The 20,637-nt window shown below is 39.0% G+C and carries 18 protein-coding genes; 13 read left to right on the top strand and 5 right to left on the bottom strand.

All coding sequences use genetic code 11. From position 1 onward, the window contains the following. Positions 1 to 112: 112 nt before the first annotated feature. From AC4GME_RS09825 to AC4GME_RS09850, 6 genes are all read left to right on the top strand, one after another. Positions 113 to 1,993: a methyl-accepting chemotaxis protein gene (locus AC4GME_RS09825; protein ID WP_490377637.1), complete on the top strand. Its 1,881-nt coding sequence runs from the start codon at positions 113 to 115 to the stop codon at positions 1,991 to 1,993. Between the two features lie 381 nt (positions 1,994 to 2,374). Further along, a complete protein-coding gene (locus AC4GME_RS09830) occupies positions 2,375 to 2,659 on the top strand; it encodes a DUF2960 domain-containing protein (protein WP_490379316.1) in 285 nt (94 codons plus the stop codon). A 300-nt stretch (positions 2,660 to 2,959) separates the two neighbouring features. After that, a complete protein-coding gene (locus AC4GME_RS09835) occupies positions 2,960 to 3,154 on the top strand; it encodes a putative motility protein (RefSeq protein ID WP_490377635.1) in 195 nt (64 codons plus the stop codon). Positions 3,155 to 3,423: 269 nt separating this feature from the next. Further along, positions 3,424 to 4,392: a Bcr/CflA family multidrug efflux MFS transporter gene (locus AC4GME_RS09840; RefSeq protein WP_490379317.1), complete on the top strand. Its 969-nt coding sequence runs from the start codon at positions 3,424 to 3,426 to the stop codon at positions 4,390 to 4,392. A gap of 26 nt (positions 4,393 to 4,418) precedes the next feature. Then, complete coding sequence (locus tag AC4GME_RS09845) at positions 4,419 to 4,610, top strand: hypothetical protein (RefSeq protein WP_490379318.1); 192 nt, start codon at positions 4,419 to 4,421, stop codon at positions 4,608 to 4,610. Between the two features lie 570 nt (positions 4,611 to 5,180). Further along, positions 5,181 to 7,190, top strand: coding sequence for a cache domain-containing protein (locus AC4GME_RS09850; RefSeq protein ID WP_490379319.1), 2,010 nt, complete (start codon positions 5,181 to 5,183; stop codon positions 7,188 to 7,190). Positions 7,191 to 7,312: 122 nt separating this feature from the next. On the opposite strand, the gene AC4GME_RS09855 is transcribed toward AC4GME_RS09850, so the two are convergent. After that, entirely contained in the window at positions 7,313 to 7,987 is a 675-nt protein-coding gene (locus AC4GME_RS09855) for a fructose-6-phosphate aldolase (RefSeq protein ID WP_490376067.1), read from the bottom strand. A 143-nt stretch (positions 7,988 to 8,130) separates the two neighbouring features. Here AC4GME_RS09855 and AC4GME_RS09860 point away from each other — a divergent pair, with 143 nt between their 5' ends. The 3 genes from AC4GME_RS09860 (at position 8,131) to AC4GME_RS09870 (ending at position 12,288) form a co-directional block, all read left to right on the top strand. Beyond that, positions 8,131 to 9,045 carry a glycyl-radical enzyme activating protein gene (locus tag AC4GME_RS09860; RefSeq protein WP_490376066.1) on the top strand — a complete coding sequence of 305 codons (915 nt, stop codon included), beginning with the start codon at positions 8,131 to 8,133 and terminating at the stop codon, positions 9,043 to 9,045. 5 nt (positions 9,046 to 9,050) lie between these two features. Continuing rightward, positions 9,051 to 11,477, top strand: coding sequence for a formate C-acetyltransferase/glycerol dehydratase family glycyl radical enzyme (locus AC4GME_RS09865; RefSeq protein ID WP_490376065.1), 2,427 nt, complete (start codon positions 9,051 to 9,053; stop codon positions 11,475 to 11,477). 70 nt (positions 11,478 to 11,547) lie between these two features. Then, positions 11,548 to 12,288, top strand: a complete 741-nt coding sequence (locus AC4GME_RS09870) for a DeoR family transcriptional regulator (RefSeq protein WP_490376064.1) — start codon at positions 11,548 to 11,550, stop codon at positions 12,286 to 12,288. 75 nt (positions 12,289 to 12,363) lie between these two features. Here the strand turns inward: AC4GME_RS09870 and AC4GME_RS09875 are convergent, their stop codons facing one another. Next, a complete protein-coding gene (locus tag AC4GME_RS09875; RefSeq protein WP_490379320.1) occupies positions 12,364 to 13,098 on the bottom strand; it encodes a substrate-binding periplasmic protein in 735 nt (244 codons plus the stop codon). 251 nt (positions 13,099 to 13,349) lie between these two features. On the opposite strand from AC4GME_RS09875, the gene AC4GME_RS09880 reads away from it, so the two are divergent. From AC4GME_RS09880 to AC4GME_RS09895, 4 genes are all read left to right on the top strand, one after another. Continuing rightward, a complete protein-coding gene (locus AC4GME_RS09880; protein WP_490379321.1) occupies positions 13,350 to 14,339 on the top strand; it encodes an ABC transporter substrate-binding protein in 990 nt (329 codons plus the stop codon). Positions 14,340 to 14,382: 43 nt separating this feature from the next. Beyond that, a complete protein-coding gene (locus AC4GME_RS09885) occupies positions 14,383 to 15,669 on the top strand; it encodes a GGDEF domain-containing protein (protein WP_490376061.1) in 1,287 nt (428 codons plus the stop codon). Positions 15,670 to 15,750: 81 nt separating this feature from the next. After that, the gene (locus tag AC4GME_RS09890) at positions 15,751 to 16,656 is read left to right on the top strand and encodes a DMT family transporter (RefSeq protein WP_490376060.1); all 906 of its coding nucleotides are present in this window, start codon (positions 15,751 to 15,753) and stop codon (positions 16,654 to 16,656) included. Between the two features lie 51 nt (positions 16,657 to 16,707). Next, entirely contained in the window at positions 16,708 to 17,436 is a 729-nt protein-coding gene (locus AC4GME_RS09895; RefSeq protein WP_490376059.1) for a sulfite exporter TauE/SafE family protein, read from the top strand. Between the two features lie 107 nt (positions 17,437 to 17,543). Here AC4GME_RS09895 and AC4GME_RS09900 read toward each other — a convergent pair whose 3' ends face one another. The 3 genes from AC4GME_RS09900 to AC4GME_RS09910 all read right to left on the bottom strand — a co-directional run. Then, positions 17,544 to 18,185, bottom strand: a complete 642-nt coding sequence (locus tag AC4GME_RS09900) for a hypothetical protein (RefSeq protein ID WP_490376058.1) — start codon at positions 18,183 to 18,185, stop codon at positions 17,544 to 17,546. Positions 18,186 to 18,189: 4 nt separating this feature from the next. Further along, complete coding sequence (locus AC4GME_RS09905) at positions 18,190 to 18,429, bottom strand: hypothetical protein (protein WP_490376057.1); 240 nt, start codon at positions 18,427 to 18,429, stop codon at positions 18,190 to 18,192. 47 nt (positions 18,430 to 18,476) lie between these two features. Next, a partial coding sequence (locus tag AC4GME_RS09910) for an assimilatory sulfite reductase (NADPH) flavoprotein subunit (RefSeq protein WP_490379322.1) occupies positions 18,477 to 20,637 on the bottom strand: 2,161 nt, incomplete at its 5' end.

Raw genomic sequence — 20,637 nt, forward strand, 5'->3', positions numbered from 1 at the left:
GTTAAATAAACTACAAATTGTATTAGCAATTGTCCTATTTGGGTTCTAAGCTAACTAAAAGGATGTCAGTTGATTTGTATATAGGATTAACGTTTATTAAGGAATAATAAATATGAAAGTTTCAATTAAAGTTGTTTTAGCGTCATCATTAGTATTGGTATTAGCTATCAGTACACTCTCCTGGCTGCAGTATCGGGAGGTGAAAGATACCCTACAACACCAGGCAAGCAGTGCTATTGAGGAATCAAGTAACGCCTTAGCTCAGCAGATAACTAACTGGTTATCAGGTAAATTAGAAGTGATAGATCTTGCAGCACAGGTGATAGACAGCAACTTCAGTAGTGAACAAATACAGAATACTTTTGATGCAAAAATGCTCAAAGAAAATTTTATACTTATCTTTGGCGGCTTGGATACAGATGGTAAAGCGATCACCAACGATCCATCTTGGCAGCCTGAAAATTGGGATTCAAGAAAAAGACCTTGGTATAAGGTGGCTAGAAGTGCTAATAAAGCAATGATTACCGAGCCTTATGAAGATTCAGTGACAAAGGATATTTTAATCTCTGTAGTGACTAATATATCAGATAAAGGGGAGCTTAAAGGGGCCTTTGGTGGTGACCTTAGTTTGAAAACAGTCTCAGATGCACTTAATACTCTGACCTTTAATGATGCGGGTTACGCTTTTCTTCTTACTAAAAACGGCAATATCATTAGTCACCCCAATGCTGATAATAATGGTAAAAACTATGCGCAACTGTTTGATGGTAATGCCGTTGCTTTAGATAAAAAAATTCATGAAATAGAGGTCAATGGTCAAACTCAGTGGGTTAGTTTTACGCTACTTAAAGGGCTTAGAGGTATGGACTGGTATATTGGTGTTGTCGTTGATGCCGATATTGTAATGGCGGATGCTAATGCAATGGGCTGGCATTCACTTTGGGGGGCTTTGATTAGTGTTGCAATTGGTGTGATTGTGTTAGGTAGTTTAATGCAGACTATTTTAAAACCGATAGGCCTTTTAACACAATCTCTGTTAGAGATTAATAGTGGTAACGGTGATTTAACTAAGCGCTTACCTATTATTTCACAAGATGAATTCGGTGGGCTGGCACTTCAATTTAATATATTTGTTGAGAACCTGCAGAGCATTATTATAAATGTTAAAGATCTTGCTTCGGACGTTGGGCAAAGTACAAATAAAGTCAGTAATGAATCCGAAAAAGCTTCCCAAGAGTTACAGCAGCAATTAACAGAATTAGACCAGCTTGCAACGGCAATGAATGAGATGGCATCAAGTGCTGTTGAAGTCGCAAAAAATGCGCAGGTTGCGGCTCAGGCTGCTGGAACTGCGGATGAAGAAACCGCCAATGGGGTGGCTGTTGTCTCCAATGCAACTAATTCAATTAATGAATTAGCACAACATATGGAAAATGCGGTTGAGTCTGTCGTTGAACTTGCGAAGTTCAGTAATAATATTGAATCAATATTATCTGTGATCACAGGTATCGCTGACCAAACAAATCTATTGGCGCTAAATGCTGCAATTGAAGCGGCGAGAGCTGGTGAGTCAGGTCGAGGTTTTGCCGTTGTTGCTGATGAAGTTCGCTCATTAGCGTCCAGAACGCAGGAATCAACAAGTGAAATCCGCTCTATGATCGAACAGTTACAGTCAGGCGTTCGCCAGGCTGAAGATAAAATCAAACATAGCCGCGAAGCCGCTATAGCAACTTCGGAGGAAGCAAGCAAAGCAAATGATACTTTGGAAATAATCCGGGTAGCGATTCTAGAAATCAGTGATATGAACTTACAAATTGCAGCAGCTGCAGAGGAACAGTCTGCCACGTCAGAAGAGATTAATCGCAATACCACCAATATTAGAGATATCAGCCAAGATGTAGCAACTGGCGCACAACAGCAGGTAAAACATGCCGAATTGATGAGAGATCAAATGGGTAAGCAAGATCAGCAACTAAACCAATTTAAAGTATAAATAAATTCGTTAATAACACCTCAAATAAGCCCTGATAATAATGCTTATTTGAGGTGCATAGGAAAGTGCTCTACAAGCAGTACTGAACTTAAGAAATTTCCATTGGCACCCCTCCGTATATCAAATTATTCTTTAACGCCATTTCCAATCAAGTTCAACCCCTGCTAAATTGCCTTAGGATTTATCTTGTATAACTGATCAATATAGAACCGCAAAGGTAATTTAGGTATTATGCCTGCGCAACCGGCACTGATTTAAAAGAATACAGATATGTTTCCTCTTTCTGCTAACAGTACAACTTGCTGATATCTCCGCTTGATTACAGGATAGTTGAGGTTAAAGAACGAGATCAAAAACAATATAATTTATAAGGTTTAATTTATGGCAAGGCAAGTAACTTACGTATTTAAAGGTAAGCGTAATATCATTCAATTTTCGTATAATCTATTTCATGACATGTATGAAGCAGTAGCAGACGCAGAAAGTGTCGATTTAAAAAGCTTTTTAGCGATGGAAAAACAGTTGGAAATGAGTTGTCGCGGTCAAGGTATTGTGAAAAATTTTCGTAAGACTGAGTTTACGCGCATGGGCTTTTCTGAAATTAAATTTGTGCGTGATGATGATACATTGGCAGCAGCTATTACAGATAGTAAGACGAGACTGTAATAAAATATGAAACTGAGATGAACTATATTTCGGAATCCAAATCCGTCTGCAAAGAGAGCTGGGATCGTAAGCGGCAATGATAGCTTTTATAAAACGCACCAACTGGCTAAATATATATCTAAAGTAGAGCAATCGGCTGCCGATATAGTAATAATGATTTAGGATTTAATTATAGAAACAGCAATAAGCACTTTGTTTTTCGATCTTTAAGGCCTATATTCAATAGATGTAAGTCGTCTTATAACCTATTTTTAGGTGCTAATGACGTATTCAATTTGTTATCAGTGATTGAGGTAAATTATGGACATGAGTGTTGTCGGTGGTGTGATGAGCAATCAGGCTAAAGTAAATACCCTTGAAAAGGTGAACGTAAGTTTGTTGAAAACAGCCAATAACCAAGCGGAGCAACAAGCTGCACAGTTATTAGAATCTGTGGCACCAGTAGCGCCAACTCCTGATGGAAGCAAAGGACAACACATAAACATCTCCGTGTAGCACTTTGCTTAAAAAGTATAAACACAAATGCGAATTTGCCAGCTTTCTTAACCTGTTTGTTAATAGAGCAGGCTGATTCGGTTTTATTCTTGTTAACGTTTTTTTATTAGCGAACGTTATATTTCCGGTTTACCCTCTTGTTTAATATCTCAAATCAATAATCGCTATTAATAAGTGGAAAGTGCTTTCAATAAATAGTGCGATCTATATCGTGTTAGCCTAGCGGCCATCCTCCAAATATATTCATATTCCTTACGTTAGGTAGCATTATGAGCTCAACCTCACCAATAAAATTAAGCTTTTTACTGATAATTATTTTAGGCGCAATTTCTGCGCTTACGCCATTGGCCATTGACATGTATCTGCCTGCAATGCCGAGCATTGCTCAGGAACTAAGGGTAAGTTCCGGTGCAATTCAAACTACCTTAATGGCATACACTGCCGGGTTTGCTGTTGGTCAGTTACTTCATGGCCCATTAGCAGACAGTTATGGCCGTAAACCTGTATTGATTATTGGAACCACTTTATTCGCATTAGCTGCAGTAATAAGTGCAACTACCGATGGTATTGAAGCGTTAACTTGGGTTCGTGCAGGCCAAGGTTTTGCGGGGGCAGCTGCCGCTGTTGTTATTCAAGCAATTGTCAGAGATATGTTTGCTAAGGAAGATTATGCTCGTACCATGTCATTTATTGTTTTAGTGATGACTATTGCCCCTTTGGTTGCGCCTTTAATAGGTGGGTATATGGCAGTCTGGTTCGGTTGGCGTTCCATTTTCTGGTTGTTGGCATCTATTGCGCTTGCTGTGATTTTTGCTGTGATATGGTTTATCCCTGAAACATTAGCAGTTGAAAAAAGGCATGCGTTTAGCTTGAGGACAAGCATTCGTCATTATGTAGGGTTATTTACCCGCCCCCAGGCAATTGGTTTGATTTTGACGGGCGCTTTTTCTTTTGCTGGTATGTTTGCCTTTTTAACGGCGGGCTCTTTTGTTTACATAGATCTATATGGGATAGATATCGAAGATGTAGGATATTTATTTGCCTTAAATGTACTACTAATGATGGTCATGACCAGTATAAATGGCAGTTTGGTAAAGAAAATGGGATCACATTGGATGTTACGGTTTGGATTATCAATTCAACTTACTGCTGGTTTTCTGTTACTGTTTGCACAGGTTCTCAATTTAGGTTTATGGGGAACGGTTATTCCGGTAATGATGTTAGTACTATTTCTGTAATAGGCAGTAACAGTATGGCATTGTTATTGAGTGAGTATCCTCATATTGCCGGGACTGCGTCATCTTTAGCTGGAACACTTAGATTTTCAACTGCTGCGCTGGTGGCTGCTGGCGTCTCAGCATTGCCTGCAACCTCTGCCTGGCCTATGGTGGCGATGATGACACTGTGCTCCGTGCTGTCAATCTCAGTTTATCTTCTGTTTGCCAAGGATGTGTAATAACGTGTGGATTTTCTCTTTTACCTTAAATCACAAAGCGTTGGTTATGTCCATTATTTAGCAAGTTAGTATCGTCTAATCATAAAGTGAGAGTTTCAATAGTAATTTAGCTATGAATATAAAAGGTAAAAGAGACTCACCCCACTGCTGGAAAGCCGAGGGACTTTACTTTATTAACCAAGACTGATTATTGTGTTCTTTCCCATCAGCAACTCAACAAATGAAATGCTATCAATAAAGTTTACAATTCGAAGCTGTATGATCTGATAGTAGTAATATGCCATCTATCAGCTGCCGACAGGTGAGATCCTACCATTTAGATGGCTTTCGATATTGCCATAATCTTTTGTATGACTATGCTTTTAGTAACTGAGATATAAGGGTATATAGACAAGTTTCTTAATGTGGTGATAACAACCAAGTTGCTACCTATGTTGAAATAATTATCTGTGCGTTTTGTCGAAAGTAAAAGAATAAACATAATAATTAAATGCCTCTATTTGAGCTATATTTAGATAATTAATCACGTTTGTTTATTACTAGTAATAATGAACAGTGAAGGAAGTGAGTATGAATTACTTATACCAAAAATTGGGCAGGATGCAGTTAACATCTCGACTAATCGCTGTATATACCACTATATTTTTAATTATTATTACAATCACAATCGCTGCGATATTATTTAATGTTAAAAGAATCATTACTAGCAATGTTGAATCAGAGCTGCAAAACAGTTCCTATTTGATCAATAGCATGATTAAGACCGCAGTAGATACGTCTATAAAGACACACCTCAGAACTACTTCAGAAAGTTCTCTAGAGATAACTGAATATTATTACGATTTATATAAAAAGGGTTATATCACAGAGAAAGAAGCTAAGGAAAAGGCGCTTGACGCTATTAGGCCATTTAAGATTGGCACAACAGGTTATATGTATATATTAGATAGCACTGGAGTCCTTGTTTATCATCCATTCAAAGCGTTGCAGAATACTAATATTTCAGAATACGAATTTATAAAAACACAACTTAAGAAAAAAGATGGTTATATTGAATATATGTGGAGTAATCCTGGTGATTTAGCTGATCGTCCCAAAGCACTGTATATGAGCTATTTTGAGCCTTGGGATTGGATTTTAAGTGCATCGAGTTATAGAAGTGAATTTGTTGATTTATTAAACCTGAGTGATTTTGAAAAACAAGTAACGGCAATTAAGTTCGGCAAGGAGGGGTATTCAGTTATTTTGGATAACGAAGGTACATTTTTGGTTCATCCGTCACTTAAGGGCCGTAATTTAATAGAAGAAAATGATCCGCAAGCTGCTGTTGTGAGTGAAATCATTGAAAAAAGAAACGGCATAATCGAATATGATTGGAAAAACCCTTCTGAAAAGGAGGCAAGAAAAAAGATATTAGTTTACTCAGAATTAGAAGAGTATGACTGGATTATTGCATCTTCAGCGTATAAATCTGATTTTTATGATGCTCTGCATGATGTGACTAAGATCATTGTTGTCGCGCTTATAGTTGCTTTACTGATAATGGTTGTGGTGACGATCAAGATAAGTTCAATGGTAATAGAGCCGATTAAAAAGCTTGAAAACACGGTTTTACAAGGTGTAAATGGCGATTTATCGGTACGAGTAGAAATTAACGGAAATGATGAAATCAATCAACTTGGGGCTCATTTTAATAATTTTATTGAATCTCTTGAAATCAAAAACAAAAAATTGAACGAAGAAATAATAAGACGACAGTATGTATCGAATAAATTGTCTGCGTTAAATGAGCACTTAGAAGAAATCATAAAAGAAAGAACGGAAGAGCTTAATGAAGCTCAGAATGAAATTATTCAAAGGGAAAAATTAATTGCCATTAACCGGCTTGTTAAAGATATCGCGCATAATATTAATACACCTTTAGGCATTTCAATTACTTCAGCGACATATATTGAAAGCCTGATCACTCATCTTCAGCAAGATTATTATAAACATAAGATCAGTAAAAAGAATTTAGAAGAATTTTTCAGTAACCATAAGAAGTCTTATGAGTTATTGATTTCAGGGTTAGAAAAATCAGCTAACTTAATCGATATGTTTAAGTTAATCACAAGAGATGAAGCATCTTTGAAAAAGGAACTGTTTAATGTGCGTCAAAAAATTGAAAAAAGCATCAGTGCGTTTAACTTTGACAAACATCAAATCTCATTAGCTTGTGAAGACAACCTTGAAATAAATAGTTATTCAGCAGTGTTTGATTTAATCATCAATAACATATTGAGCAATTCAATAATACACGGCTATGATTTTGATAAATCAGGCATTATAAATATTAAAGTATCGATGGGGGAAACGATTCTATCTATTATTATTGCAGATAACGGCAAGGGAATTAAGGAAACTGATATTGAGAGTGTTTTTAATCCGTTTTATACCAACAAGTCAAGTACCAATGCTGGTTTAGGTTTAAGTATTGTTTACCATTCAGTAAAAGATATTTTAAATGGCAAAATCGAGATCATTAGTACAGTCGGCAGAGGAACAGAAGTTAAGCTTGAGATTCCAATTACGCCCGTTTAGCTCCCCAAGCGGGCATACCCCTTAAATTTATCCTTGTCTAGCTCTGAATCCATATTTCCACTGCAACTGTATATGTATGGTTTTCGTCCTACGTTTAAAATAAATTTACACTTTTGCTTTAATTAACTTTCAAATGAAAGTTTATTACCAAATGCCTCATGCCAATCTTTGCTAAACTGCTCTACTGCCGGTTGCACCGCCGGGTGAGCAAACATCTGTGCCGCAACATCGACAGGCAGTGTGATTGCGCCAATACCTAACTTCATAACATCCATCACCTGTTGTGTGTTTTTAAAGCTTGCAGCCAATATTTTACTTGCTAATCCATGTTGATTTAGCAAATATTGAAGATCGGCAACCACTCCAACACCATTGGTTCCCATTGCATCAATACGATTAACATAAGGTGCAAGGTAATCAGCCCCGCATAATGCCGCCATAAATCCCTGTTGAGCGGAATAAATTGCTGTTGCAAGCACTAAAATCCCATCTTTTTTAATTTGTTTAATAGCGGCTAGGCCAGTTTCAGTTGCAGGTACTTTAACAACCATATCATAAGGCAACTGGTGAATTTGCTTTGCTTCTTCAACCATTCCTGCAACGGATGTACTGACCACTTGCGCATGAAAACGCGCATTAGGCCCCAGCACTTGTGCTAAATCAGTTAACACTTCATTTAAGCCGGTACCTGCACTCGCCAAAATAGAAGGATTGGTGGTCACCCCTTTTAAGGGTAAGCATTGCTTGAATCGTTTCACTTGTTCGATGTCTGCAGTATCAAGATATAGCTCAATCATAATTATTACTCCGAGTTGTGTATTAGATAGCAAAACTATAACGATTAAAAACCAATCGGCAATTGATTAAGATCAATAAAGGTTTCATTCGAAGGCTGTAGTATTTCATTAAACGAAACCCTAGTGTTTCATTCGAGGTGCTTATGTATTTTAATATTCAACGATATTCTACTCATGATGGAGATGGTATTCGCTCTATCCTGTTTTTAAAAGGTTGTAGCCTTGCTTGCTCCTGGTGTCAAAATCCAGAAAGTCGCAGTGCAAAGCGATCGTTATTATTCGACCAACGTCTTTGTGTCAAAGAGTGTAATGCCTGCCAGAAAGAGACTGGTGCAATTACCCGTAGTAGTCAGGATGAAATAGTTATTAATCGCACCGCTATTACGGAGCACACATTAGATCGTTTAGAAACATCTTGCCCAACACAAGCATTAACAGTCTGTGGTGAAAAAGCATACGAAGATGACCTTTGTGATGCATTATTAAGAGACAAACCATTTTATATTGAAAGTAATGGCGGCGTGACATTCTCTGGAGGAGAGCCATTAATGCAGCCTGAACTGGTTGCCAATGTAGCTGCAAGAATGCATCAGGAGGGGATCAATACAGCGATTGAAACCTGTATGCATGCACCCTGGAAAAACATTGAACAGGTTTTGCCTTTTGTTGATTGCTGGTTAACTGATTTGAAACATACTGATCCGCAAAAATTTCAGGATTGGACAAAAGGCTCATTCGCTCGGATTAAAAGTAATTTTCAACAATTAGCAAAACATGGGAAACGTATTGTGATCCGTGTACCTGTTGTACCAGGATTTAATGATACAGAGAAAGAATTATACGAGATCATTGATTTTGCACTTTCACTTGAAACCTGTAGTGAAATTCACCTTCTGCCGTATCACACGCTAGGTATGAATAAATATAACTTATTAGATATGCCGTATCACTGTTCAGACAAGCCATTAAATAATCCAGACTTGCTTGCTAACGCACAACGATACGCAGAAAACCATCCATTGAGTGCGCAAAAGCTCACCGTTACGATTAGAGGTTAACCGAAATGAATCTTAATTACTTAGCAAAACGTATTATTGATCATAAACATCAGCTTATTAATATCCTTACGCCGTCAGTGTGTACTGAACGTGCTCAAACTTATACCAAGGTATATCAAGAAAATGAACATAAACCTGTAGTTGTGCAGCGTGCTTTGGCATTACAAGAGCATCTGCGTACACGTACTATCTGGATAAAACATGATGAGTTAATCATTGGCAATCAGGCGAGCAAAGTGCGTGCGGCACCTATATTTCCGGAATATACGGTGCGTTGGCTTGAAGCTGAAATTGATGATTTAGCTGATCGTCCTGGTGCTGGATTTGCGGTGAGCGAAGAGGATAAAGAGAATATCCATAAACTGACGCCATACTGGCGAGGTAAAACAGTGCAGGATCGTTGTTACGGTTTATTTACAGATGAGCAACAAGAACTTCTGGCATCAACCATTATCAAAGCGGAGGGTAATATGACCTCCGGCGATGCACACTTAGCTGTTGATAATGAAAAAATATTGCGTATTGGCCTTAACGGCTTGATTGACGAAGTACGTGGACATCGCGCTAAAATCGATCTCGCTGATTTTGAAGATTTAAAACGTGAACAGTTCTTAAAATCAGTTGAGATTGTACTGTTAGCCGTGCAACAACATATTGTCCGTTACGCTGAGCTTGCAGAGAAAATGGCGACGCAAGAAACACGCGAAGAACGAAGCCAAGAGCTGCAAACCATCGCTACTAATTGCCGTTTAATCGTATTTAATAAACCAGAGTCTTTTTGGCAGGCTTTACAGCTATGTTATTTTGTACAGCTTGTCTTACAAATTGAATCAAATGGTCACTCGGTTTCATTTGGCCGAATGGATCAATACCTGCACCGTTTCTATAAGCAGGATGTGAAAACAGATAAAACGCTAAGCAGAGAGTTTGCACTGGAGTTATTACAAAGCTGCTGGTTGAAACTGTTAGAAGTCAATAAGATCCGTTCTGGTGCACATTCAAAAGCATCTGCAGGTAGCCCACTTTATCAAAATGTCACCATTGGCGGCCAAAACTTAGCTGCAGATGGAACAGCATCGGATGCCGTTAATTCGTTATCTTGGGCAATTCTTGAATCCTGCGGGCAATTACGCTCAACACAACCCAACTTAAGCGTACGTTATCACCAGGGGTTGAATCAGGAATTCTTAATGGCGTGTATAGATGTTATTAAATGTGGCTTTGGTATGCCGGCATTTAATAACGATCAGATTGTGATCCCTGAGTTTATTAAATTAGGCGTTGAAAAACACGATGCTTATAACTACTCCGCAATTGGCTGTATTGAAACGGCAGTGCCGGGTAAATGGGGATACCGTTGTACAGGTATGAGTTTTATTAACTTTGCGCGTATTTTATTAGCCTCATTAGATGAAGGTCGTGATGCGACATCGGGTAAGGTCTTCCTGGCGTCAGACAAGTCCCTGGCGAAAGGAAACTTTAAACATTTTGATGAAATCATGACAGCATGGTCTGAGCAGATCCGTTATTTCACGCGTAAGTCCATTGAAATTGATTGTGTGGTTGATTCGGTACTCGAGCAACAAGTACAGGATATTTTCTGTTCGTCATTGGTGGATGATTGTTTAAGTCGTGGTAAAACAGCCAAAGAGGGAGGGGCAAAGTATGATTGGGTGTCAGGCTTGCAAGTTGGTATTGCTAACTTGGGCAACAGTCTGTCTGCGATTAAGCATCTGGTTTTTGATCAACCGCAGATTACCCAACCGGAATTGGCGCAGGCATTAGCGAGCAATTACGCAACATCGGAAGGTGAACTGCTTCGTCAACGTTTATTAAATTTTGCGCCAAAATACGGCAATGATGATGACTCTGTGGATCAACTTATCACACTTGCATATAACGCCTATATCGATGAGTTAGCAAAATTCCACAATACCCGTTTTGGACGCGGCCCTATTGGTGGTGAATACTATGCGGGTACGTCAAGTATCTCTGCAAATGTACCTTTTGGCGCAGCAACGATGGCCACACCAGATGGACGTAAAGCAGGGACACCATTAGCTGAAGGGGCAAGTCCATCATCCGGTTCCGATACATTGGGCCCAACAGCTGTTTATAACTCTGTTGCAAAAATGCCGGTTAATAAAATATTAGGTGGTGTACTGCTTAATCAGAAATTAACACCAGCAGCGGTTGAAAGTGAAGGGGATATGGTCAAGTTATCTATGTTGATCCGGACTTTCTTTAATCACCATAAAGGCTGGCATGTTCAATATAATATTGTCTCTCGCGATACCCTGTTAGCGGCGAAAGCGAATCCGGAATCGTATCGTGATTTAGTGGTCAGGGTAGCAGGCTATTCTGCTTTCTTTACAGCTTTATCGCCCGATGCACAAGACGATATTATTGCCCGCACCGAGCATAACTTGTAAGATGTCCGGCTTTCACTGGCGTTTCATCTGAAACCAAGCTGAAAGCCTATTTATCATCACAGGATTGTTTATGAACCCGAGACACAGTGAAATAATACATTTAGTTAATCAGCAAAAGCGCATTATGGTATCGGATCTTTCAGCCCATACGGGCGTTTCTGAGGTGACTATTCGCCAGGATTTGAACCAACTTGAAAAAGAAGGCTACTTAAAACGCGTACATGGTGCCGCTGTGTCATTACAAAGTGATGATCTAAGTGAGCGCATGGAAGTGCGTTTCGATGTTAAACAGAAATTGGCTGAACGGGCGGCACAGCTGGTTAAGCTGGGCGAAACCGTGATGATTGAAGGTGGTAGTGCGAATGCTTTATTAGCACAAGTATTAGCTGAACGCGGAGATGTAACGATTATCACGCCAAGCGCTTATATTGCGCATCTTATCCGTCATACGAAAGCCAATATTATTCTACTGGGTGGTGTTTATCAGCATCAGGGAGAAAGTTTAGTCGGTTCACTGACCACTTTATGTATTGAGCATATCCATTTCAGTAGTGCGTTTTTAGGCATTGATGGTTACCATCGAGATACGGGGTTTACCAGCCGAGATATGATGCGCGCTGATGTAGCCAAGGCTATTTTAGCTAAAAATAAACGCAATATTGTACTTACAGATGCAAGTAAATTCGGGCAAATTTTTCCAACTAGCTTAGGGGTGAGTAAGGAAATTTCAGTGCTTGTTACTAACAAAGATGCCCCTCAGCAAGATATTGATGCTTTACGTGCGCAAGGTGTAGAAATAATTTTAGAATAAGATCATGCAATGCTTTGTTGCAATAGGAAATTGGACTCATATTGTGTTGTGTTACAAACAAAAGCTATGCATTAACTAAAATCCATATTTCTGCCAGATAAGATCAATTTCACCAGACTCTTTAAGACGCTGTAGTTCATTATTAAATAATACATTTAGTTTTAAATTTTCCGGAATCTGTTTTGACCATAAAATATGAATAGTTCCCTGTGCAATAACCAGTGGCAGCGTTGTTATCTGATTTTTATATGCAGGGAATTGCTCGTTTATTAAGGCCTGTCCAACTAATTTATCTGCAACAACATAATCCACACGTTGTGCAATTAATCTTTCAAAGCAATGCCTTAAACTATTTGATTTTACTTTTGATATAAAATTATTATTTGTAAACTCATCACTGTAATAGTAACCATTGATAATGCAGACGCGCTGATTGTTTAAAGCATCCAGGTCAGGCACAGATTTCTTATTGTCTATATGGCCAAATAAAACAACAAAACTGCTGAGTATGGGATCAGAGTTCCAAAAGTACAAAGAGCGTTCCTTGTTGGTATAAGCGCCTAAGACTGCATGATATTTACCTTTTCTGGTATGTTCGAGAGCACGTTTCCAAGGGGTAAAAGATATATTTAGTTGGTAGCCTAATTTATTAAGTACCTGCCTGCTTATTTCCGAAATAGGGCCCTGGTTTTGCATATTTTCGCCATAATAGGGCGGCCATTGGTCAGTTGCCATCTTAATCGTTGGATTCTCAGCGGCAAAGCTGTACGCACTGAATAATATTAAAAACAAGACATAATTAATCTTCATTAATATTCCTTTAAATTCTTGATTTAATATTAGCAGTATAGAACGTCGCGAGGCTTATATATAAAAACAGCATAAATATGTCGAGTTGGTTGTTTTTTATTATGTAAAAATCAAATATAAAGCTGCTGTTTAGTTGCTTTAGTTTTGCTCTCCGTCCGGCAATACCTTTCCGCTTTTTATGCATGTTATTGAGTCTTAATTAATTATTCTTCTATACTTTTAGGCAATTATAATCAATGAGGGACGCAGATATGCGTTTAATCGTTATTCTTATTGTATTGGTTGTTACTGTTTTCGTAATTAGTGTATACAACGACAAAAGTAAAGCTTCAGCAGTTAATAAACCGACAGTCACCATCGCAGTTTCAAAAACGCCACTCTCGGCACCATTTTATATTGCTGAGTCACAAGGTTTTTTCGATCAAAGTTGTGTAAATGTTGTTATTAATGATGTAATTGGCGGAAAAAATAGCTTTGAGCAAGTCGTTATGGGCAATGCCGATTTTGGCACAAGTTCCGGTTCCGTGATTGTATTCCAAGGCATGTTTCGTGATGATTTTGTGAGCTTAGCAAGCTTTGCCCAGTCTGATAATGATGTAAAGCTTATCAGCCATGTAAAAGCTAATATTATCGATAGCATAGATATTGCAGGTAAACGTATCGGAGTGACTAAAGGTGCCTCCGGTGAATATTTATTAAGTACCTATCTGGCGCTCTCCGGGTTAACAATAGCAGATGTAAAAGTACATTCATTTTCGGCTGACAAACTGCCGCAAGCTCTTTTTGACCATAAAGTTGATGTGATTGTTCCTTGGGAGCCCTATGCATTTCAAACTATTCAAATGTTAAATAATGAAGCAAAAACACTGAATACAAAGAACTTAAATACCTTAATGTTCAACCTTATCTCGCGTCGTTTAGACTCTACAGAAAAACTCAAAAAAGCAACCTGTGTATTGCATGCTTTAAATGATGCGATTAACTATATTTCAACCAATCCTGATAACGCTCGAAAAATAATTATTACCCGCATTGGAGCCACCCAAAAATTTATCGACTGGGTTTGGCCCGATTACATTTTTAAATTAAGTTTAAACAGATCATTGTTGATGAATCTGCAATCACAGGCAAGTTGGATGCTTGAATCGGGTTTAGTGGATACCGTCAAATTACCAGATTACAGGTTGTTATTAGATACGAGAGCTTTAAAAAAAGTAAATCCTATGGCGGTGAGATTATGATTGACTATTTACCCTTATTGGCCGGCAGAATAGGAATAGAAATATGGGGTTAACTCAACGTTTATATCTGTTTACTGTTGCTGGCTTTGGACTAATGATTATTGTCTTTTCTATCCTGTTTTGGTCCTGGAAGTCATTAAATATTGCCATGGAAAAAGTTGATTATACGCAACGTGTAGGAGAGGTTGTTGACCAATTACAGCTGCATATATTCACAAGGCAAGGAGCTTTATCGCATCAAAAATCTGACACATGGTTAACCGAGCAGAAACGCTTTACTGAGGTTATCTCTTCAGCTCCAGCTCTAACAGCGCAACAGCAGACACTTCAGAATAGTATTATGAGTCAAAACGGCAGTTTAATTATTTTGTTTAAACAGATACAACAATTATCAGATCAATACACTCACAATAAAATCGAAGCTCACTTAAATGTACGTTTACTGACTCAAATTGAATTAATTCGGGAAGATTGTTTACAGCTAGCCTCAAGCGCAGAATCTTCACTACGGTATATCATGCGCAAGTTATTTTATATGCTCGCCCTAGTTCTCGTTCTCACCTTTTGCGGGCTGACTTGGGGGGTAATTGATGTAAGTCGAGTATTTAAATCCTCAATTAAAGATATTCAATATGGTATCAGCGATATATTGGATGGTAATTATAAAAAAATTAAGCTTTCTAAAAAAAGCTCTGAGTTTAGTGAATTTGTTGAAAAATTTAATGCTATGAGCAAACAGTTAGCAGAAACCACAGTTTCCAGAGATTCTTTACAGGCACTGGTTGAAGGGCGGACAGAGGCATTGCGGATCATTTCCAATACTGATCCGTTAACCAATATTGCCAATCGTCGTGCTTTATATGAAAGAGGAGAAATAGAATTTTCCCGCACCAAACGTCATCCGTTTAAACTTGCATTATTAATGATCGATTGTGATTTTTTTAAAAAAGTAAATGACAGTTATGGTCACTTAGTTGGTGATCAGGTATTGCAGCAGCTTTGTCGTACTTTTGAAAAAGAGATCCGTGATGTGGATTTTTTAGCGCGATACGGTGGTGAAGAGTTTGTTATTTTATTACCTCACTGTGAAGAGGGAGGTGCTATCGAAACTGCTAAACGGTTACAACTTGCATTAAAAAACGCACCCTTATTAATCAATAAAATAAGCTTAAATGTGACAATAAGTATCGGTATTGCTATCAACGAAGATAAGTATGCAACATTTGAGGCATTACTCAATGATGCCGATAATGCCTTGTTTGTTGCCAAAAATAATGGGCGTAACAGATTTGAAATAGCAGACAGCCGTTTAAATAATCAAACAAACTGAAAACAGATTAATTTATGGTAAGCTCTACAAAAATTCCTTTAAAGTGACACTGTTACTGCCTATTATTTCTTGGATACCACCATGCCTGCCAGCCTATGTTTAATTATTGCCACTTTTTTGTGGGGTAGTTCCTTTATCGCATTAAAATATGCAGTTGATTTTTATGATCCTGCCCTGGTCATTTTTTTGCGAATGCTCACTACCTTAATATCCTGTGCTTTTTTATGGCGCTGGGTCAAACGTTTTCAATATCAAAGTGGAGACTGGAAATATTTACTGAGTATGTCGTTAGCTGAGCCTTGTTTGTATTTTTTATTTGAAGGTTATGCATTACAAAACACTTCGGCTTCTCAGGCGGGCGTTTTAGTATCCTGTTTACCGATTATCATTGCAGTGTTGGCATTTTACATACTTAAAGAACAACTCTCTAAGGCGATTCTTGTTGGTTTTAGTTTATGTATTGCTGGCAGTATTTTATTAACCTTATTTTCTCCAAGTTCAGCACATGCACCAAACCCTGTGCTAGGTAATTTTTTAGAGTTTTTAGCTATGGTTTGTGCTGCTTATTACTCTGTGAGCTTAAAATACCTTTCAGCACGTTACGGACCGTTATCACTGATTGCTTTACAAGGCATAAGCGGCACACTGTTTTTCTTGCCATTTTTATTTTTTGTAGAGATGCCTGAAGTTCACAACAGTAATGCTATTGTGAATATTCTTTACTTAGGCACATTTGTTACCTTGGGCGGGTATGGTTTATATAATTATGCATTAAGTCAGGTATCGGTTTTAACGGCAGCTGCGTATTCAAATTTAATTCCTATTTTTTCGCTGCTGTTATCCGCGATTATTTTAGGCGAAGAGCTTAATGCTGATCAATGGATAAGTATTGCGCTTGTTTTTGCCGGTATTATGGTGAGCCAAAGACATAAATCAACGCAACTTGGTAACGAACCAGTAGATAAAAATACAGGGCAAAGTGCTTAGGAACCCTGTCCTGTTTATAACTTATTAGATGACCAACTTTATTAGGCAGAAATGGAACTTAACTTATTATTAGCTATGATACTGATTTTTATCGGTTCATTTGTTCAGAGCGCGACAGGTTTTGGTTTGGCGGTGGTTGCAGCTCCCATACTCATCTATATATCTCCTGAATATATCCCTGGTCCGCTTGTATTTGTCGGTTTGTTTTTAGCATTAATTAACGCTTATGGATATCGGGCAACAATCTCCTTACAAGGCCTTTGGGGGGCGATTATTGGCCGTATTCCCGGCTCAGTTGCTGGTGCCGTAATGCTTTACTATATCGATGCGGATCAATTGTCATTATTGTTAGGTATCGTAGTGCTTATGGCTGTTGTTATTAGCCTGCTCCCTTTTAAATTACAACCCACTCCTGGACGTTTGCTCATTGCAGGTTTTTTGTCTGGATTTTTTGGTACCAGTTCAGGCATTGGTGGACCACCGATGGCATTATTACTACAACATCAACAAGCCAATTTAATTCGAGTCAATTTATCTGCTTTTTTTGTTGCAAGTTGTCTTATTTCTTTAACTATGCAGGTTCCCATTGGCTATATGAGTTGGCATCATGTCTACCTTGCTTTACCTTTATTGCCTGCGGGTTATCTGGGCTATTTTATTGCAATGCGTTTTGTCGACCGTTTATCTCAAAAGTGGATTCGCTACACGTCACTGTTCCTATGTATGCTTTCTGGTTGTGCCGCATTGTTTTCTGGCTTAGTGGCAATAGTAGGGCATTAATATTGCTATTTTATATTACAAGCTTATGCCCCATACACTGGCTAAATTGATTTGTGCTTTAGCCAGCGATCTTTATTAGTGCATTTATAATAAGGAATTTATTCTTATCAGCTCGGTGGAGTATGATCTGTCTCGGGCAACTCTTTAGTTTGGAAGACAGCCACATTTGCATCCTTTTCCTCAACCAGTTGTTTCAGTTGATCGGTTAAATGTTTAATGTGAAGACTAAAATCGATATCTGTCATCAGCTTTTTCGCTTTGTCGAAATCCCCAAGCTCTCTGGCAATTTCAATTTTCATAACCAGTTCATTTTCCCATTCATCACTAAGCAAGGCATCTAATTCGCGCATATTCTTCTGCTCAGCTTCAGAATACGTGCTAGGTGATTTGCTACCACGACGAGCATGGTTGCTTTTTTGCCAGGCCATTGTGCGTAGTAAAAGTGTGCGTTCCCTATCCTCAGGCAAAGGTTGCTCCAATAAAGCCAGATACTCTTCCGCAGTCAGATGTTTATAACCTGTTATCAGCTCAACTTCAGGCTTTTCAACGGGAGCCAAATCGGTAAGCCAAACCACTTCAGCACAATGATCACATTTTGCCAAGATAGCCTGCTCTGGCATCATAAGCGACTGAACGTGACCATCGCTCCACAATTCGCTGCCGGTATGACTCCCCTCAATTAAAGGGCGAATTTCGATAGCGTGTCCACAATGAGCACACTTACGGTAAATTGGAATTCCATATTTCATATTATTAATAACCTCTATGATTTAATTCTGTCTGTTGTTGTTTGTTTGCCTCAACAACCTTTGATTCAATTCGTTCCATGGCAACAACAATTATTTTTTGTTGATGGATGCTAATAAACGACTGCACGAAATAACCAAATATTAGTAAAAGGGTGATTAGCGCCAAAGCAAAACTAAGTTTGCTTTCGAATGTATTGCTATTCTTTATACTTGCTCTATCACTGCTATTGTTTGATTGACTCAAAGTCCGTTCCTCATCTGTTATCGCTGCTCACTATTGGCGACTTTTTCTTAGTAAACGTCTTTCAAAAAGCGCTTGTTTTGTTTCATGCCTGTTAAATATTGCAGGGCATCGTCGCCCGACATATTTCCTTGCTGCTCAATAACCTGCAAAATTGTTTTTTCTACATCGACAGCCATGTTCGAGACATCACCACAGATATAAATATACGCACCTTGCTCAAGCCAGTCATAAAACTTGCCAGCCTGCTCCAGTATGCGATGCTGAACATATATTTTTTCTTCCTGATCACGGGAGAAAGCCAAATCCATAGAGTCTAATACACCTTGCTCCAGGTAATTCAGCCACTCCTCTTTATACAGATAATCAAGTGGTTGATTTTGGTTGCCAAAGAAAAGCCAGTTCTTACCTTGCTGTGATTTCGCAGCACGTTCCTGCAAAAATGCACGGAAGGGCGCAATTCCGGTACCCGGTCCAATCATGATGATTGGTGCATCACTGTGCTTAGGAAGGCGGAAGTTTTCATTATCTTCTACGAAGACTTTGACCTCACCCTTCAGTGCTAGCCGTTTACATAAAAATCCAGTGGCACCGCCAAAATAATGGTGACCATCTGCATGATAATCAACTAGGGTTACCGTTAAATGAACTTCATCCTCAACTTCGGCCTGACTTGATGAGATTGAATATTTGCGTGGCGTCAATTTGCGTAGACACGGCAGGAACTGCTCCGCTGTAAGTGCACACGGATATCTGCGAACGACTTCAAAGGTCTGGTGACCAGCCGCGTAGTCATGAATAGAGTCGGCATCGTCAAGCAAATCGAGTAGCTCCTGCTGTTGACTAAGCTGTGCATATTTTTCAATGAAACCCGGGTGGCATTGGCTCAACTCAAAAGACTCAATCAGAGCTTGGCGAATTGTCGTTGTCTTTCCTTTTAGTTCAATTGTAACGTTAGCAGAGATCGCTAGACTTTCTAATAGCGAGTCGATTTCTTCAGCACAATTTTCAAAGTAAACGCTTAACAGATCGCCGGGTTTATATTGAATCCCCGAGCCTTGCAAAGAAAGCACTATATGGCGAAAATCTTTTTCGCAATTATCAGCTGTTAACCTGTCATTGCGTATTAGCTTGGCAGAAAATGGACGATTCTTATTATAATAAGCCTGTTCGCCATCATTGAATTCCATCGTATTAACAACATTCGCGCAGCTGGCCTCAAGTTGATATTGTAAAATTTTAACAACTGACATAATCCACGTTTCGGCTTGCTCGTCATAATCGACATCACAGTCAATACGCTCGATAAAGCTCTGCGCGCCAAGATCGGCAAGGCGTTGGTCAAATTCGACACCAGTTTTACAAAAGAAGCGGTAACTGCTATCACCCAAGGCTAATACCGCATACTTTAAGTTATTTAGTTTCGGTGCGTCTTCCGCAAATAGCTGCTTATGGAAGCGTACAACGTCTTCTGGTGGATCGCCTTCGCCATAAGTACTGGTAACGACAATAAGGTAGCTTTCCTGCTTCAGATCCTCGATCTGGTAATCAGCGATAGATTTTACCCGAACTGGTAGTCCATTCGCATCCATGCTTGCTTTCATTTGATAAGCCAGGCGCTTAGAGTTACCAGTTTGCGTACCAAATACAATGGTCAATACCTCGTTCGCTTGCGAATAGCTTTCTGAAGCACTGCTTTCACTAGTGATATCTTTAATAAAGATACTGCCCACTTTCTGTACGGTCGCTTGACGTAAGCGAACAGCCTCTGACAGGTACAAACCTACTGGGCAGAATAGCCGACACCAAAACTGAGGGACGAGAAAAGAGCCAAGCAGACTAAACGGCAATATATACCATTGAATACCCATGCCCTTTAGAGAAAACATCATGCTGAACGGTTCGTAAGAGCCTAAAGCGGGATGGCGGGACAAGAAAATCAACACCAGAGCAAGCCAGCTCAAGCCATAGATAACTCTTCTGGCGTTCTGGGCCATTCCTGGGCGAAGCGCAAGTTTGATGCCACTTATTTTTTGCAATAAGTCCTGGACAACACTGAAGGGACACAAATAACCGCAGTACAAATTGCGCCCCAGCAGAATAATACCGGCAAATACACCACCGATAATAATCCACCAAATGGGATGCTGAGTGAATTCTGGAACATAGCCCATCACAATTCCGGCTAACGTGCCCAGGCTGATAGAAGCA

The organism is Psychromonas sp., from assembly GCF_983033635.1.